At 41.8% G+C, this 18,056-nt stretch carries 14 protein-coding genes; 11 read left to right on the forward strand and 3 right to left on the reverse strand.

Annotated features, from left to right (window positions below; all coding sequences use genetic code 11):
* Positions 1 to 4: 4 nt before the first annotated feature.
* From GWK08_RS05180 to GWK08_RS05215, 8 genes are all read left to right on the forward strand, one after another.
* The gene (locus GWK08_RS05180; protein ID WP_163605832.1) at positions 5 to 2,308 is read left to right on the forward strand and encodes a glycoside hydrolase family 113; all 2,304 of its coding nucleotides are present in this window, start codon (positions 5 to 7) and stop codon (positions 2,306 to 2,308) included.
* A 213-nt stretch (positions 2,309 to 2,521) separates the two neighbouring features.
* Positions 2,522 to 2,665, forward strand: a complete 144-nt coding sequence (locus tag GWK08_RS05185; protein ID WP_163605833.1) for a hypothetical protein — start codon at positions 2,522 to 2,524, stop codon at positions 2,663 to 2,665.
* 103 nt (positions 2,666 to 2,768) lie between these two features.
* Positions 2,769 to 3,890 (forward strand): AraC family transcriptional regulator, encoded by a 1,122-nt coding sequence (locus tag GWK08_RS05190; protein ID WP_163605834.1) that lies wholly within the window; start codon positions 2,769 to 2,771, stop codon positions 3,888 to 3,890.
* A 181-nt stretch (positions 3,891 to 4,071) separates the two neighbouring features.
* Positions 4,072 to 4,500, forward strand: a complete 429-nt coding sequence (locus GWK08_RS05195; RefSeq protein WP_394352001.1) for a hypothetical protein — start codon at positions 4,072 to 4,074, stop codon at positions 4,498 to 4,500.
* A 75-nt stretch (positions 4,501 to 4,575) separates the two neighbouring features.
* The gene (locus tag GWK08_RS05200; protein ID WP_163605836.1) at positions 4,576 to 4,758 is read left to right on the forward strand and encodes a hypothetical protein; all 183 of its coding nucleotides are present in this window, start codon (positions 4,576 to 4,578) and stop codon (positions 4,756 to 4,758) included.
* A gap of 13 nt (positions 4,759 to 4,771) precedes the next feature.
* Positions 4,772 to 5,839 carry a hypothetical protein gene (locus GWK08_RS05205; protein ID WP_163605837.1) on the forward strand — a complete coding sequence of 356 codons (1,068 nt, stop codon included), beginning with the start codon at positions 4,772 to 4,774 and terminating at the stop codon, positions 5,837 to 5,839.
* Between the two features lie 16 nt (positions 5,840 to 5,855).
* Positions 5,856 to 6,473: a hypothetical protein gene (locus tag GWK08_RS05210; protein ID WP_163605838.1), complete on the forward strand. Its 618-nt coding sequence runs from the start codon at positions 5,856 to 5,858 to the stop codon at positions 6,471 to 6,473.
* Between the two features lie 161 nt (positions 6,474 to 6,634).
* Positions 6,635 to 7,405, forward strand: coding sequence for an aldolase/citrate lyase family protein (locus GWK08_RS05215; protein WP_163605839.1), 771 nt, complete (start codon positions 6,635 to 6,637; stop codon positions 7,403 to 7,405).
* A gap of 57 nt (positions 7,406 to 7,462) precedes the next feature.
* Here GWK08_RS05215 and GWK08_RS05220 read toward each other — a convergent pair whose 3' ends face one another.
* Genes GWK08_RS05220 through GWK08_RS05230 form a run of 3 tightly spaced genes read right to left on the reverse strand, consistent with a single transcriptional unit; the run spans position 7,463 to position 10,983 of the window.
* On the reverse strand, positions 7,463 to 9,295 hold the full coding sequence (locus GWK08_RS05220) for a sodium:solute symporter family protein (RefSeq protein WP_163605840.1): 1,833 nt from the start codon (positions 9,293 to 9,295) through the stop codon (positions 7,463 to 7,465).
* A 6-nt stretch (positions 9,296 to 9,301) separates the two neighbouring features.
* On the reverse strand, positions 9,302 to 10,030 hold the full coding sequence (locus GWK08_RS05225; protein ID WP_163605841.1) for a LytR/AlgR family response regulator transcription factor: 729 nt from the start codon (positions 10,028 to 10,030) through the stop codon (positions 9,302 to 9,304).
* Positions 10,027 to 10,983 carry a sensor histidine kinase gene (locus tag GWK08_RS05230; protein WP_317168138.1) on the reverse strand — a complete coding sequence of 319 codons (957 nt, stop codon included), beginning with the start codon at positions 10,981 to 10,983 and terminating at the stop codon, positions 10,027 to 10,029. Before GWK08_RS05230 ends, GWK08_RS05225 begins: the two co-directional genes overlap by 4 nt.
* 318 nt (positions 10,984 to 11,301) lie before the next feature.
* Here GWK08_RS05230 and GWK08_RS05235 point away from each other — a divergent pair, with 318 nt between their 5' ends.
* From GWK08_RS05235 to nagB, 3 genes are all read left to right on the forward strand, one after another.
* Positions 11,302 to 14,424, forward strand: coding sequence for a SusC/RagA family TonB-linked outer membrane protein (locus GWK08_RS05235; protein ID WP_163605842.1), 3,123 nt, complete (start codon positions 11,302 to 11,304; stop codon positions 14,422 to 14,424).
* A gap of 53 nt (positions 14,425 to 14,477) precedes the next feature.
* A complete protein-coding gene (locus tag GWK08_RS05240; protein WP_163605843.1) occupies positions 14,478 to 16,013 on the forward strand; it encodes a SusD/RagB family nutrient-binding outer membrane lipoprotein in 1,536 nt (511 codons plus the stop codon).
* A gap of 126 nt (positions 16,014 to 16,139) precedes the next feature.
* On the forward strand, positions 16,140 to 18,050 hold the full coding sequence (gene nagB, locus GWK08_RS05245; RefSeq protein WP_163605844.1) for a glucosamine-6-phosphate deaminase: 1,911 nt from the start codon (positions 16,140 to 16,142) through the stop codon (positions 18,048 to 18,050).
* The last annotated feature ends 6 nt before the right edge of the window (positions 18,051 to 18,056 follow it).

Genomic DNA, 18,056 nt, shown 5'->3' on the forward strand with positions numbered 1-18,056 from the left:
GAAAATGAAATATTTTCTATTCTTCCTCATTATTCCTTTTCTATTAATAAGTACAGGATGCCAGGTAAATAATGCGCAAACCACTGCAAATGCTTTGGGCTTACATATAGATTCTATTCCCAGTAAAAGACAGCTGAGAAGAAGTTTTTGGGAAAAACGGGAGCTTCTTGTAGTATACGGAGCGGAAGACGAGCGTTTGAAGGAGCGTTATAAAAAACTTCTGGATCGCATTTCCAAAACGGCCCGAAACAATAGAAGAGGAAATCTGAAGGTGGAATATATGGAGGCCTCTCAGGTGGAAGAAACAGACCTTGAAGAGAAGGTCCTTTTTCTTGTGGGTAGCCCGGAAGAAAATAAATTCATCGGACAATTTAGCCGGGACCTTCCGGTTACTTTTACCAAAGGCGAAATACATTTTAACAATAAGGTTTTCAGGGATGAACTCTTCTCTCTCCTTTTCTTTCCGAACCCGAATAACCACAAACTCCCTTTCAGTCTGTTGAGTGGGAATGATGCTGAAGAAGTATTTACCTTCTTTCAGGAAAAAGCAGATGAGGGACGTATTTTCTCCTGGCAGAATATGGATTATGAGTTATACAGGAAAGGGAAGCGACTGCTCATGGGGAATTTTAATTCGGAGTGGTTTATAGACGAAGAAACTTATTTTGATTACACAAGCGGGAACGACACCATTTTCAGCTCAAAACACTTCGATTTTATATCCCATCAGGATGCTATCAGTTCTGAAGAAGCAAAACAACTGGCTTCCGAAGTAGAAAATACCACTTCCCGTATCCTGAGCTTTACCGCTTCTGAAAAAGAGCTTCCCCGTTTTACCTATCATATCTATAAAACAGCAGAAGATAAGGGGCTTATGGTAGACAATACTTATCAGGCTCATATAGAAAATACAGATAATAGCATACATACGATTATCAATAAAAAATACGAGGGAAATTATATAGAACGGGAAAATGCCCTGCTTTTACAGCATCTGCTCGATAGTACCAGAACACGTTCCCTTCAAAGAGGGCTGGCCGTATATTTTACCGACAACTGGCAAAGGGAAGGTTATCTTTACTGGGCAGCCCGGCTGGCCGAATCAGGTAACACCCTTTCATTAAAAGAATTAACAGATAATGAGCTAATGCGATGGGAATCGCCTTTGATCTCCGATTGTATGACTGCCGTTATGGTTGCTTTTTTAATTGATAAGTGGGGGAAAGAACAATTCCTTGAAAAATATAACAATTGGGCTCCTTCTGCTAAAGAAGTCAGAGATCTTGAACCGGAATGGAGAAATTACCTCTCCACTTTGAGTTTAAAGTATAAAAAGAAAGAAAGGACCAAACCTGAGCTTCCCTATCTTAAAGGATTTAATTTTGCTCATGAAGGCTATAGTATTTACAATGGATATCTTTCCAGAAAGGCAACCCGGGCTATTGAAAAACAAAAAAGCATGGGAAGCAATTCCATAGCTATCGTTCCTTATAGTTTTATGAGGTCCGACAGTATCCCCGACTATATTCCTATTAACAACTGGGCAGGTTCCGAAAATGATGCCGGGGTCGTTCATTCTGCATTCGAAGCCAGGGAACTGGGAATGACATCCATGCTTAAACCCCAGATATTCTTTGGCAGCAGCTGGCCGGGAGCACTGGAGATGAAGAGCGAGGAAGACTGGAACCTTTTCTTTGATAATTACTACAGGTGGATCAGGCATTATGCGTTTCTGGCCGAAATACATCAGATAGATATGTTTTGTGCCGGTGTGGAATTCTCTATTGCCACACTGAACCGGGAGGATGACTGGCGAAAGATCTTCAGAAAGATAAGGGGGCTTTATCAGGGGCAGCTTACCTATGCTTCAAACTGGGGAGAGGAATTTGAAAAAGTAGGCTTCTGGGATGAACTGGATTTTATCGGGCTCAACTCCTATTATCCGCTCAGTAAAAATGACAATCCGACGGATGAAGAATTAAAGCAGAATTTTGAAAAAGTAAAAAACAAGATAAAAAAGGTGCATTCAAAATTCGGAAAACCCGTAGTCTTTACCGAAATCGGGTTCCGGAGTATGGATATGCCCTGGAAAAATCCTCATGAAGACGGTGATGACAGTTTTAATGAGGAACACCAGCGTCGTTGTTATGAAATTATTTTTGAGGGAATCCAGAACGAAGACTGGTGCAAAGGGATCCTATGGTGGAAATTCCCATCCTATCTGGAATACAGAGGCAGGAAGAACGATGCTTTTACGCCGAACAACAAGCTTACGGAAGAGACAGTAAAGAAATGGTTTCTTCAATAAGTCGGAAATAACCATCGGCTGTTCACGATTATAACCACCAATTACTTAACTCTCAGATTACAAGCCATATAAGCTTTTTAATTTTGTTATAAATTAGGTGAAATATGTATATTTTTAACAATACGTAGGAATTTTTACTCCTTTTATCGATTTATTTTTTCGGCTTTTGGTATTATCTCTAAGTTTATGTTCAACCAAATCAAACCAATAGCCATGAAAAAAGTAGTAACCGATCTTTTTCCTAACTATAAATATTTCTACATCAACGAAATAGAGACATTTAAGGTAATGATCTTTAACGATTTTGCTGCTCTTATTTATTTTACCGTTTTTTATATCCACTTTTACTTTCTATAGGAAAAACGAATACCTCAGCTTATTTAAAAAGGTGATATTTCCTCTAGTTATCAGGGTACGGGAGTAGAAATAAAATTATATTTTTACGTCTCAATCTGTATACTTGGAAAATATCAATTACAATATTACCAGTTTAATAGATTTTCTCGGTCTGGTTCAGGGGTTGTTCCTCGGATTCCTCCTGATCATTGAGAACAAAAAAAACCGCCCTTCCCTGCTTTTGGGTTTGTTCCTGGTAACTTATAGCTTTGAATTGCTGGAGGTCATTCTGGAAGACCTTGGTCTTATCGATCAACATCCGTCCTTACTGTTCCTGCCCATTAACTTTTTCTATCTTGTTTTTCCGCTCTTTTATCTCTACGTCCGTCATATTACCAATGACAAGCTCAAGACACGGAGTTATCTGGTCCTGCTTCCCGGAATAATCGAGTTTATAGTTTATACGGTACTATTCCTATTGCCATCAGCTATCAAACTGGAGTTGTACAATACGGATTCTTTTATGCTTCCCCTGGAATTCTTCCTGCTGTTGTCCTTTCCTTATTCCATTTACTTTATTGTAAAGATCCTGAGGCGCCTCAACAGGCATAAGAAAAATGTAGAGAACTACTATTCCAACGTAAGCGGGCGACTGGTAAGCTGGGCAAGATGGGTAGTCCTGCTGATCATCTTTCAGATCTCCTTTCTCTTCGTGGAGATCTTCCAGGAAGAAGCCTTTTTTGAAAAGTACACCTACCCTATTCTGGCGGCATTAAATGTAATCTTTATTTTCTGGCTCGGGATTTCCGGTTTGCGGCAGTCCAGGATACTCACTTCTATGGAAAAAACCGGTATACCGGCAGAAAAAAACCTGCAGGATGAAAAGAAAGCAGGAGAAAATCTGCCGAAATCTGGCGACTATGAACAGGTCACTTCCCTGATGCAGGAAAAGCAGTTGTTCAAGGAACCCGATCTTTCCCTGGCCGATCTTTCCCGGGAGTTGAATATGTCTCAAAGAAGCCTTTCTCAACTGATCAATCAGTTTGCAGACAAGAATTTTAATCAGTTTGTAAACCATTACCGGGTAGAAGAGGCAAAACGCATCCTTAAAGACGACACTTTTAATAAACTCAATATGCTCGGGGTTGCCTATGAAGCAGGCTTCAACTCCAAAGCTACCTTCTACGCTGTTTTTAAGCAACTTACAAATACCACTCCCAACGCTTTTAAGAAGCAATTAAGCTAACCCTTCTTCTTTCTGCAGAGTCTGAGATCCTGCAAAACAGTCCGAAATTATGACTTCCGGACTCCTGAAGAGCTATTTCAGACCCTTTTCATCTTATCGTCTTCCATCTTTGTATCAACAAAAACAAAGTAGATCTAAAAATTAAAAGAAGATGAAAAAAACGATTTTATTATTCAGTTTAATGGTACTGGCCTTTATCCCAGAGATCAAGGCGCAAACATTCGAATATCAGGTTATAACTAGTGTAGAGTCTATCGTTCCGAGTGGCTTGGGAAGATCCCGCCTTATTTCGGCCAATGAAGAAAGAGATTATAAAGAATTTACATCTCAGAGGTCGGAAGAAAACAACGGGAGGAACAAATCCAAAAGAAAAGAGATCAGAGTAAAGAATTTTGAAGAGACCAAACTCCTCAACTTTTACAACCTCGGGGGGATACGCTTCCAGAACATCGTTGCCAACGACGCTGTTGTTAGCTCAAAAATAAACCAGATGGCTACAGAAGGATGGGAACTTGCCTTTGTAGTGAGCGGAGTGGAAAGTGATGCAGGAGAAGAAGACGGAGACGGGATCTATATTACCCGCTATATTTTTAAGAGGCTAAGAAATTAGTCCTTCCTTCCGATACATCAGGATTGGCCTTCCTGATGTATCCTTTTCTCATAGCTAACCCTCAAAACCATCGACATGAAAAAAATCAAAAAAAACGTAGGAATAGGTATCCTTATCACATGGGTTGCATTTTTTATGTGGGAGCTACAGGTCCAAAAATGGATAGATAAAATGGAAGAGCCTGTAATGCGCCTGGATCTGGTAATTATCCTTCCGGGCATCCTGCTAATGACCCTCTATTTCCTGCTGAAAAATTAAAACAATATTCAAAATGAAAAACAAGATTATAGTATTGAGTTGTTTTCTGTTGATGGCAATGATCACTTCCTGCCATTCACAGAACAAGACTCTGAAAGTTACAAATTCAAAAGAGTGTAACAGCAAGGACGGTTATTGGTACCAGGGCAAATGCTGGGCAGAATTTGAAGATGAAGGTATTGCCGTTAAAGATATAGACAGTGTGGTTCAGGCCCAGATTCAGTTAATAAAGCAGGCCTCCGTTAAAATGAACAACAAATCCTATCCATTGGAATTCTTTTTCCCGGAACAGGACGAGGGGCAGATTATCCTTATTGCTTCCTTTAACAAACTACAGGACAATATCCTTTTCTTTACCAGTCCTAAAAATGTAGAAAAAGGCGGTAAGTTCAAAGCTGAAGCCATGTACCTGAAAGGGAATATTATCGAAAAGGACGAAGAACCTATACCTGTGGGCGGAGGTCAGATGACGGTAATTATGAATGATGATTTCGATATCAGTATCGAAGGAACCCTTAAAGGAGACACTGCATCCTATGATATGTCTTTAAAGGCAAATGAAGCAGTGATAGGAGCAGGTAACAGTGAACTGCAAGTAAGAGACGGAGAAGCATACCTTTCCGGAACCCTCGGCACCGTTACTTATCATCAGGTCAAAGACCTTATTCGCAATCACCCGGAGATAAAGACCATAACATTTACGCAGGTTCAGGGATCGGTGAATGATGCCGTTAATTTGCACACAGGCAGGATCCTTCGTGAAGCAGGGCTAAATACAAAGCTTCTGGCAAACAGTAATATTGCTTCGGGAGGAGTAGATCTTTTTGCCGCCGGCGTAAAGCGCCATATTACCAAAGGAGCCAAACTGGGTGTTCATTCCTGGGCAGGAGAAAATATTACTGCCGATCAACTTCCGGAAGATCATCCCGCACATCAGTATCAGATAGCGTATTTCACCCAGATGCTTGGAAAAGACCTGGGGCCACGATTCTACTTCTATACCCTCTCTGCCGCTCCGGCCGAAGACATTCACTATATGAGTGAAAAGGAAATAGAAAAATGGCAATTGGCCAGGGATTAATCATTAAAAAACTGAGATGAAAAAAAGAAACCTTTACTTCCTAAGATATGCATTGCTTTTTCTGCTGATAATAGGCAGTATATCGTGTAACAATGACGACGATGCGGTACAAAGCAGGGTATTTGATGTTTTTACGGTTCAGTCAGACGGGACAACCGTTGAGATGAACGGAGAGATCAGAACACGCACTTTAAACGATTTCAGGAATATGTTAAGAGCATTTCCCGATATCAACCTGATAAATTTCCGGGAAGTTCCCGGTTCCAACGACGATGAGACCAATGTAGAATTGGGAAGATTACTGAATACCAACAGGATCAATACTCATTTACTGAACAACGGCCTCATTGCTTCGGGAGGAGTAGATCTCTTCCTGGCAGGAGTAGAAAGGACAAGGGGTAGTAATATAACGGTAGGAGTACATGCCTGGGCGGACGGAAACGGAACCCAGGCAGGGCAACTCCCTATGAACGATCCTCGTCACCGTCTGTACCTGGATTATTATGAAGCCATAGGTTTTACAGTCCAGCAGGCAAGCGATTTTTACTTCTTTACTATCAATGCTGCTCCCGCCAGCAGTATCCATAATATGACGGAAGAAGAACTGGAACAGTTCGGGATATTTACCGAATAGAGGAATTGATGTTTATTTGCTTAGAGTCGGGGTTATACATTGAGTATGGCCCGGTTCTTTTTGTCATAGTAAAATATAACATTTCCTTCCCTTATTATTGAGAATCCTCAATTCTGTTTTTCCGGGGGATATTTCTTGTAAATTTGATAAAAAACAAGTTTATGGCAGCTCCTGAAAACACCTTTAAACACTCGGCAAAAAATAGTGATGTAACCTATGGGGTCTGGAATGGTTTTGTTAATCCGACCGCTGGAGAGATCCTCGCGGATTCCGGTTTTGACTGGATGGTTATCGACGGGGAGCACGCTCCTTTCGATCTGAGGAGCATCCTTACCCAATTACAGGCCATAGCTGCTTATAACACCCACCCTATCGTTCGGCTTCCGGAAGGAGACCCTGTTCTTATCAAGCAATTGCTCGATATAGGAGTACAAACGGTATTGATCCCAATGGTAGAGACTGCCGAACAGGCCTCTTTAATGGCAAAGGCCATGCGCTATCCTCCGGAAGGCATCAGAGGTGTAGGTGCCGCTCTTGCCAGAGCATCCAGATACAACAGGCTGGAAAATTATGTGCATACCGCCAATAAGGAAATGTGCCTGATCGTACAGGTCGAATCGCTGAGCGGAATTGAAAACCTCGAAGAGATACTTAAAGTAGAGGAATTAGACGGGGTATTCATTGGTCCGGCAGACCTGGCAGCTTCTATGGGATATCTTGGGCAATCTTCCCATCCCGAGGTAAGGAAAATGATCTCATCAACCCTGCAAACTATCAGGAAACACGGTAAAATTGCCGGCGTACTTGCACTCGACAAGGAAACAGCCGATTATTATCAGGGGCAGGGCGCCAATATGATAGGTATCGGTATCGATATTCTGCTATTGGCAAATGCAGCTTCGCAGCTGGCAAAAACCTTTAAGGCAGAATAATAAAAAAAGCCGAAGAGAATAACTCTCTTCAGCTTCTTTCTACTTTATATATTATTTTTAAAGGATAGACTTTTTCATTCCTTTCCATACACGGATCAGGAGAAAAGCTCCCACTATTGTAACTCCGGTAAGGATCAGCGCTAAAGGAATATTCCCGTAAATATAGTTTCCTGTTGCAAAAAGACAGGAATAGATAATGGCACAACTGATAAGCATTGCCACGATACCAGAAGGTACAGACCATTTTTCATCTTTCGCCTGTATTTCGGTACCTGATTCCCTCGCCTCACTAATGATCTTCTTCCAGCCCGGACCTCCCGGTTGTATCTTTTTATAAAAATTAAACAAGGTGGTACTGTCGTCAGGTTTGGTCAGGAAAGTAACAGTTAGCCAGACAATGGTAGTGATCAGGACAATAAGCGGAAATTTACCCCAGCCTGGGAACAAGCCTTCTACGGCAGCTCCCTCTGCATTTACATATCCGAAAAGTGCATTACTTACAGCAGTGATATTTAAAACGATAGATATGATCCCGGAAGAGAACATGGCTGAGATCTCACTCCAGGCGTTGATCCTCCACCAAAACCAGCGCAGTATAAAAATAAGCCCTGTACCTGCTCCGAACATAAGGATATATTCAAATATCTGTACCGCATTGGTCAATGCCAGCGCAAAAACAGCACTCAGAGCCATCAGTATCACCGTGGAAAATCTTCCTGCATTTACCAGTTGTTTCTGGGATGCATTTTTATTGATATAGGATTTATAAACGTCGTTTACAATATAAGAAGCTCCCCAGTTAAGGTGAGTGGAGATCGTAGACATATAAGCTGCTACCAGGGATGCTATAACCAATCCCAGTAAACCGTTCGGCAATTTGGTAAGCATGGCCGAATAGGCAAGGTCATGCCCGAGTTTATCATCTGTTACCGCCGGAAACGCCTCTTTAATACTTGCCAGATCCGGGAACACCACCAGAGAAGCCAGGGCCACAATGATCCACGGCCATGGTCGTAACGCATAATGCATGATATTAAAGAAAAAAGTAGCACCTACGGCATGATTCTCGTTCTTTGCCGCAAGCATACGCTGGGCGATATATCCACCCCCACCCGGCTCCGCTCCCGGATACCAGGAACTCCACCATTGTATGGCCAGAGGAATAATAAGAAGGGTGATCAGGGTTTCCGAATCGTCGAAATTCGGTAATAAGGCAATCTTATCACTTACATTCGGATGGGAAATAAGATTGGAAAGTCCGTTCACTTCCGGTAAATTAACACAATAGTAAGCAGCTCCGATAGAACCGATCATTGCGACAAAAAACAGAAGGAAATCAGAATAAACCACTCCCTTAAACCCTCCGAGGGCACTAAAAATAACCGTAACCAGTGCTGCGTACCCCACGGTCTCGATCGGAGACAATCCCAACATGATCTGTCCTATTTTAATGGCGGCCAGGGTAACCCCCGACATGGCCAGGACATTAAAGATCACTCCCAGATAGACCGATCTGAATCCTCTAAGAAAACGTGCGGGTTTCCCGCTATACCTCAGCTCATAAAATTCCATATCGGTATTTACATTAGACCTTCTCCAGAGTTTGGCATATACAAATACCGTAAGGAGACCCGTAATAAGGAAGGCCCACCATACCCAGTTACCGGACACCCCGTTATTCCTGACAATATCGGTTACCAGGTTGGGAGTATCTGTGGAAAAGGTAGTGGCCACCATGGAAAACCCCAGCAACCACCAGGGCATACTCCGGCCCGATAAGAAATATTCTGATGCGTTTTTTCCGGACTGTCTTGAAGTGATGATCCCTATAGAAAGGACAATAAGAAAAAAGCCTATGATCAGGCTGTAATCGAGAGTAGTTAGTTCCATTTTATCTTATGAATTGGATGAATTTTTATTGTTGTTAAATATTCTTTCTTTGGCGTGGTAAATATAATTTCTCCCCATAGGGATACTTTTGGCATCGATCTCAATAAGGTTGCCTTCTACAGATTTCACCTTATCAATAGCAATAGCATACGATTTGTGAACCCTGATAAAATTCTCCGAGGGCAGCTCCTCAATAATACTGGACAACGATTTATGCGCTATATGATTCCCCGTAAGTGTATAGAGTTTAATATAATCCTTAAGGCTTTCGATATACAGGATATCTTTCAGGAAGATTTTTACCAGTTTCTTATCGATCTTCAGGAAAATATGGGGCTCCTGATTAAAGTTCGACACTTTGGAATCTCCTTTTTCCACAATAAGGCGGTTGGTGATCTTGTTAACCGATTTCAGGAACCTGCTAAAGGGAATAGGTTTTACGAGATAATCCAGGACATCCAGTTCATAACTCTCTATGGCATGCTCTTTATAGGCAGTAGTTATAACAATAAGAGGATAGGTCTTCAGGTTTCGAAGAAATTCCAATCCACTCATCCGCGGCATATTGATATCGAGAAAAATAACATCTATATCCTTATTCTCGATATCGGGCAGAGCTTCAATAGGATTATTGTATACGTTAACGATCTCCATATTACTGAACTCCTTAATATAGGATTCTATAATATTTATCGCCAGGGGCTCATCATCAATAATCAAACAATTGATCTTCATTTTACCGGTATTTTTAATATAACTCTGTATTGATCCTCTACAGGATATGTTTCCAATTCAAATCTGTTATCATACAACAGTTCCAGTCGTCTTTTAGTATTAATAATTCCTATCCCGTTTTTAGTTTTGGCGGTATAGTCCGGATTAAAATTATTCTTCAGTTTAAAATCGAGCTGATCTCCGTGTTTTTTAAAATTGATCTTTACGAATATCTTCTCACCGTTCTTGAGTCCGTGCTTAAAGCAGTTCTCAATAAACGGCAAAAACAATAAGGGCGGTACTTTAACATCATCTATATCTCCTGCAATATTCATATCGGATTCTACCATATTCCCTCTTCTGAGTTTTTCCAGCTCTATATAGTTATGTATATAATTGATCTCTTTAAGCAGGGATATCTTTTTCTTATTTACATCGTAGATCACATATTGCATGATCTCCGATAGTTTCAGGACAACTTCGGGAGCTTTCTCAGACCGCTGCATCGTAAGAGCGTAGAGATTGTTAAGCGTATTAAAGAAAAAGTGAGGTTGTATCTGTGCTTTCAGATACTTAAGCTCGGTCTCGTACTGCAGTTTAAGAAGCTGATTGTTCTTGTTTCTCTCTATTACAAAGTCTATTGTGAACTTAATAGCAGATACCAGTCCAACCACATACAACTCTCCCAGGGTAACCGCAATAATATGATTAAACCCGAAAGCTTCGTGCAGTCCTTCGGCCTCCGGCCAGATGTCTTCCGTAACCAGCCAGTAGTTCAGACCTGATCTTATTAAGTAGTGAACCGCAAGGCTAAGCAAAAGAAAAAAGATATAGGTCTTGTATTTCCTCCGGATGATGAATTTGGGAACCAGATAATATATATTAATGTATACAATAATTATATGGAGTGGAAATTCTACCAGATTGGATTTAAGCGAATACCAGTAATCATTAAAATAGCTTCCCCATCTCACTATATTAAATGTAAAGTAAGAAGCCCAGAATATGAAGTGATATCTAATGGGAATCGTATTCTTTATGCCCTCTGTTCGATTTAAAAACACCTTATATATTGTGTTAAATTCCTTTAATTTCCGTAAAAAAGTATGTGTATTTATTTAAAAAACAAAATTTTTAAACTTAAAGTTTGCGGACTTTAAAAGGGCTAATTACGAATATCTTCAGATCGATGTTGTTGGTTCATAAAATCGTGTCGTTCAGATAAAAAAAAATTTTTCATAGGTTAAAATATTTACTTTAACTCCTCTTTAACTAAACAAGCTTTAATTAATATGAAACAAAATTTATTCACTTTTGTTCTTTTTGTAGTCATGTTTGTTTCTAACTCATTCGCACAGAATATCAATGTTACCGGGACGGTAACTTCAAGCTCGGACGGCTCACCGCTTCCGGGGGTGAATATTCTGGTTGTTGGAACCACAAACGGTACCCAAACAGACTTTGATGGTAAATACACCATCTCTGCTTCTGTAGGCGATGTTCTTAGATTTTCTTATTTAGGATTAAAAACAACAGAAGTAACAGTAGGATCATCTGCAGTAATAGATGTGCAGATGGAAGAAGATGCCGAGCAACTCGAAGGTGTTGTGGTAACAGCATTCGGTATCCAACAAGAAGCTAGAAAACTCGGTTATTCCGTACAGGACGTTAAGTCGGATCAACTGGTACAGGCAGCCGATCCCAATATCGGTTCTGCCCTGCGCGGAAAACTGGCAGGTGTAAACATCAATTCTAATGCCGGAGGAATTGGGTCTTCGGTAGGTATTACAGTTAGAGGGGTAAGTTCCCTCGGAGTTAACAACCAACCATTAATTGTATTAGACGGGGTTATTATCAGTAGTAATCAGGGAGGACAAGGTGATTTTGCTTCCGGTATTGATTACGGTAACACCCTTTCCAACCTCAACCCTAACGATATTGAAAATATCTCCTTACTCAAAGGTGGTAATGCCACTGCCTTATACGGATTCAGGGGAATTAACGGGGTATTGGTGATCACCACCAAAAAAGGGCGTTCGGAAAAACCGGTTATCGAGATCAACTCTTCGGTAACAGCTAATTCCGTACTTGTGGAACCCGAGTTCCAGAACGAATACGGACAAGGATTTTTCGATACCTCTACAAATCAGTTGGTTTATGATATTACGAGATCCAGTAGTTTCGGTCCGAGACTGGACGGTACGGATCGCGAGCGATTTGACGGAGTAGGAACAGCTCCTTACTCTGCAGGAGATAACGGTTTTAAGGATTTCTTTCAGACCGGGGTTTCCTTCCTGAACTCTATTTCCATCTCTCAGGGGAAGGAAAATTTCGACTACCGCTTCAGTTATTCAAGATCGGATGACGAATCCGTTATTCCGGGAAGTACGCTAAAGAGGCAGAACTTCAGTATTAAAGCGGGAGCCCAGATCACAGATTGGTTAAAGATCACCGGAAAGATAGATTATATCAACCAGGACGGAAGAAACAGGCCTGAGTTAACCGGAGGACAAACCAATATTGTTCGTGCTTTATCTTTAAGGCCGAGAAATATTTCCAACAGCCTGTTGAGAAACAATTTCCTGGAGCCCGACGGGACTCCGAACAACTGGGCAGGAGCATTTATTACCAATCCTTATTACACGGTAAACACCTTGTTGAACCAGGATGAAACAGATCGTTATATAAGTCTACTGGATGTTAATGTTGATATTTATAAAGGATTATCAGCCTTGTTAAGGATCTCTCAGGATCATATTGTAACCAGCCAGCAGATATTCAATCCGCTGGGAGCTTTTGATATAGCAGGTAACGGTAGATTTGTAGATACCAATTCAACTGCCAGGAACAATAACTACGATCTTATTTTCACTTATAACAATAGCCTTAACGACGATTTAAGCCTTGGAGCTACTTTCGGACTCAGTCACTTTGACGCTTCCTTCAATTCACTTCAGGCCGTTGGAGAAACCTTTTTGATCCCTAACTTTTTCTCACTGAATAATTTCGACAGTATAAATGTTACTCCGAATTCTGCAAGGAATTCTTCCAATTCGGTTTTCGGATCCGTAACACTGGGATATAAGAATTACCTCTTTGCAGAATTTACAGCCAGGAACGACTGGAGTTCGACGCTTCCTATTGATGAAGCTTCCTTCTTCTACCCTTCCGTAGGTCTGAGTTTTGTTGCAACAGATGCCATTCCTTCTCTTCAGGACAGCAGCTGGCTCTCCTCTCTTAAGTTAAGAGGAAGTTTTGCGCAAACCGGTAATGCTACCACTGCATTTTCACTGATAAATACATTTAATATTTCATCTAACCTGTTTAACGGTCAGAGGTTCTTCTTCCTTGGAACCACAGAAGAAGGTGCCGGAGCAGGACCCGCGCTTAACAACCCGGGCCTAGTACCCGAAATATCGAATACATTTGAATTCGGAGTTGATGCACGCTTCCTGAATAATCGTATCGGTCTGGCGGCCACATACTACAATATCAGGACCAAGGACCAGATATTAAACCTTTCTCTTCCGCCTTCCAGTGGAGCGGCAAGTCAGATCATTAATGCAGGATTGGTTACCAATAAGGGTATTGAGATCTCTGTGGATGCAGATATTATTCAGAATGAGGACTTTAAGTGGTCAACAAATGTTAACTTTACAACAAATAACAACGTAGTTGAAGAGCTTGCTCAGGGTGTTGAAAGAAACATCCTGGTAAGACAGTTCAACGACGTGATCCAGGTTGCAGCAGAAGAAGGGTCAAGTCCTCAGGGATTATTCGGAACTACTTTTGAAAGAGATGATAACGGAAATGTCATCTTCGATTCTGACGGTTTGCCACAAGTAGGTGAAATAGACCAGATAGGTGATGCGGCACCAGATGCCTTCCTGAACTGGAGTAACACCTTCACTTATAAGCAATTTACACTTAGCTTCCTTCTGGATGCCAGATTCGGAGGAGACATATTCTCACTTTCGGAAATACAAAGACATACACAAGGTACCGCTATAGAAACACTACAAGGGCGTGATTTCTTTACGGGAGGACAAGGAATTCCGGTTCCTGCAGATGCTGTAATTAACGGAACCCTGGATCCGGATGTACAGGCAAGAGGAGTAAACCCGCAAAATTACTGGGGAAGACTCGGACAGATAGCAGAAAACTGGGTGTTTGACGGAAGCTTTGTTAAATTCAGGGAACTGACTTTCGGTTACAGATTCCCGAAAAGCTTTACAGATCGTTTGCATCTGTCTAATCTATCTATCACTTACGTAGGAAGAAATTTAGCTATCCTGCATAGCAACACAGATAATTTTGATCCTGAAACAGGCTTTAATACAAGCTTCGGCGGAGTTGAGTTCTTCGGACTTCCATCGGCCAGCAGTCACGGATTAAAACTGAATATCACTTTCTAAGCGAATTTAGGATAATATGGAATTAAAATTTATCGGAAATAAAATATAAACTTATGAAAGCAAAAAAATCGATATTAGGGGCTTTGGGGTTTCTCTTCCTGATGATATCACCTGTATCATGTACCAAAGATTTTGAAGATATAAACACGGACCCGGTAAACCCTCAGTCGGCAACGACAGAAGGAATTATGGCCGGAGTACAGTACTTTGAGTTTGCCGAGCCGCGATTTCTGACGTGGAGGGGTAATCTGATCTACTCAAATCAGTTCTCGCATCAGTTCAGCTATAATGCCGAAGGTGCCTGGTTTGCAGGAGATGCCTATCAGAATAACCAGGGATGGACCAATGCCATGTTCGATGCTTCTTATCAGAAAGTATCGTTAAATGCCAGAAATCTGCTGGGTACTTATATACAGGAAGGCGATACCAACGGAGTTGCCGTAGCACGTATTATGATGTCCTGGTTCTATCAGAAAATGACCGATATTTTCGGAGCTATTCCTTATAGCGATGTTATCGGAGAAGAGCTTATTCTTCAGAACCCGCAACCGAGCTACGATTCTCAAAGAGATATTTATATGGGGATCATTAATGACCTGACGGCTCAGATGGATGCCATTGGAAGTTCTACAACAATCATCGGAGGTGCCTCCGGAGATTATCTCTATCAGGGAGATCCTCAAAAGTGGAGAACCTTTGCCAATACCCTGAGATTGCGTATGGCCCTGAGAGCCAGAGCAGCCTTTATTCAGGACGGTGATCAGGCGTTTATTGATGGAATTATAAATGACTGCCTGAGTAACTCACTTATAGATGAGACCAATCAGGCCTTGTTAAACAAGTCTACTTCTGCCCTGATCCTTTCATTCCTCGACGGAGGGTTTGAAGATATTTACTGGGGATTCGGTGGAGTTGGTTCTAAATGGGTATTCTCAGACCGCTACATGAATATGCTTAATGACAATAACGATCCGAGAAGAGGAGAAATGGCAGACCCATCTCCAAACGATACATATAACGGAGCACCGGTATCTGCAAGAGCACTTTCTGCTCGCGATGACCTGGCTATTCCTTCCGCCAAGATAATAGGAACTTCAACCACAGATGTTGCCAGTATAGTTCCTACTCAGATCCTGACTGCTGCAGAGTCCTACTTTTTACAGGCCGAAGCTGCCCTTCTGGGTTACGGAGGTGGAAATGCACAGGGCTTTTATGAGCAGGGAATTAGAGCAAGTATGAACTTTTGGGGCGTAGACGGGGCCGATACCGATCAATTCATAAACAACGAAACAATTGCTACCCTGGCAGGGTCTGTAGATGAGCAGTTGAATATGGTCTGGAATCAACGCTGGCTTGCGCTTTTGATGAATGGCTACGAAGCCTGGGCACTGGTAAGGAGAACAAATCTGATTGATGACCTGACAGATAACACACTGTTCTTCGTATCTCAGCCTAATGCGGGAGTCGTACCGAGAAGATTAATGTATTCATCTACCGAACTGGTTTCTAATGAAGCAAATGTAAATGCTGCCATTAACAGCCAGGGACCGGATGAAATGACAACTAACCTTTGGTGGGATGTTGACTAAGCAGCTATCTGCTTGGTTAACTTTCCTCCGGGAAGGAGATTAGATATAAATGGACAGGGAGATCCCCGCCATAAAGAAAACAGTAATTAGTAAATCAATAGCTGATCTTAAAACACAAGACGAGAAATGAATAAAATAACTTTCAAAGAGGTCGGGAAGTTTGAGGAAACCAGATTCGAGAAAATCCACAATGAGGTTTTCGAAGATGCTGCGCATGCTTCAAAGCTGGTAGCACATGAAATTGCCGATTTGATCAAGCAGAAGCAAGGGATGGGAGAGCAATGTGTACTTGGTCTGGCAACGGGTTCTTCTCCGATTAAAGTGTATGAAGAGTTAGTGAATATGCACAAGGAAGGACTACTGAGTTTTAGGAACGTGGTTACGTTCAACCTTGATGAGTATTACCCAATGCAGCCCGAAAACAGGCAGAGTTATTATCATTTTATGCATCAGCATTTGTTTGATCATGTAGATATAAACCCCGAGAACATCAATATTCCTGACGGAGAAGTTCCGGTTGAAGAGTTACATCAGTACTGTATTGATTACGAAATGAAGATCAAGCATTGCGGAGGTCTGGACCTTCAGTTACTCGGAATCGGTAGAACGGGGCATATCGGATTTAACGAACCCGGATCCCATTATAATTCGGGAACCAGGATCATTACACTGGATCATATAACAAGAGTTGATGCAGCTTCCGATTTTAACGGGATAGAAAATGTTCCGAAGAAAGCCATCACCATGGGGATCAGCACGATCATGAAAGCCAAACGGATCATCATGCTGGCATGGGGGCATAAGAAATCGGATATCATCAAGGAAACTATAGAAGGTGAGATCACTTCCGAAGTACCGGCAACTTATCTGCAAAGGCATAAGAATACGGTAGTTATTCTGGACAATGAAGCAGCTTCGGAGTTAACCCGTATCAAAACCCCGTGGTTGGTAGGTCAGTGCGTGTGGACAGAAGAACTGAAACGCAAAGCCATTACCTGGCTGAGCCAGGAGGTCAATAAGCCACTGCTTAAGCTTACCGATAAGGATTATAACGATCACGGAATGTCAGGTTTACTGGCTCTTGAGGGGTCTGCTTATGATCTGAACATAAAAATGTTCAATGTGCTTCAGCATACCATTACGGGATGGCCGGGTGGAAAACCCAATGCAGATGACAGCAAAAGGCCCGAGCGTGCCAATCCGGCTCAAAAAAGAGTCATCATTTTCAGTCCGCATCCGGATGATGATGTGATCTCTATGGGCGGGACTTTTTCACGCCTGGTAGATCAGGGACATGAGGTTCATGTAGCCTATCAGACGTCCGGAAATATTGCTGTGACTGATGAGGAAGCTCTCAAATTTGCAGAAGTCGCAAAAGAAATGATCAGCGGAAATGAGGAAGCTTTTCACCAGGTGGTTACCAGCATACGGAACAAACGCCTAAAGGATACTGACAGTCCGCAGGTACGAAAAATAAAAGGCCTGATAAGAAGAATGGAATCTTACGGGGCAACCCGTTATATAGGCCTGAAAGACTGTAATGTTCGTTTTCTGGACCTTCCGTTCTACGAAACCGGAAAGATCAAAAAGAAACCTGTCGGAAAGAAGGATGTTCAGGTTGTTATTGATCTGATCAGAGAGATACAACCCCATCAGATCTATGCCGCAGGAGATCTCGCAGATCCTCACGGAACCCATAAATTATGTCTGGACGTGGTCATGGAAGCTATAGTACAATTAAAAAAAGAAAGCTTTATGGACGATTGCTGGGTGTGGCTTTACCGCGGAGCCTGGCATGAATGGGATATTTCTGAGATCGATATGGCCGTACCTCTGAGTCCGGATGAAGTAAACAGAAAGACAAACGCCATTTTATTTCATCAGTCCCAAAAAGACAAAGTGATGTTCCAGGGAGAAGACTCCAGAGAATTCTGGGTCCGTGCCCAGGAAAGGAACCGGGCTACCGCAAGATTATACGATGCCATGGGATTGGCAGATTATGAAGCGATCGAAGCCTTTAAAAGATATTACTTTTAATTAATT

It is taken from the genome of Leptobacterium flavescens (assembly GCF_010671605.1).
Lineage (GTDB): Bacteria > Bacteroidota > Bacteroidia > Flavobacteriales > Flavobacteriaceae > Leptobacterium > Leptobacterium flavescens.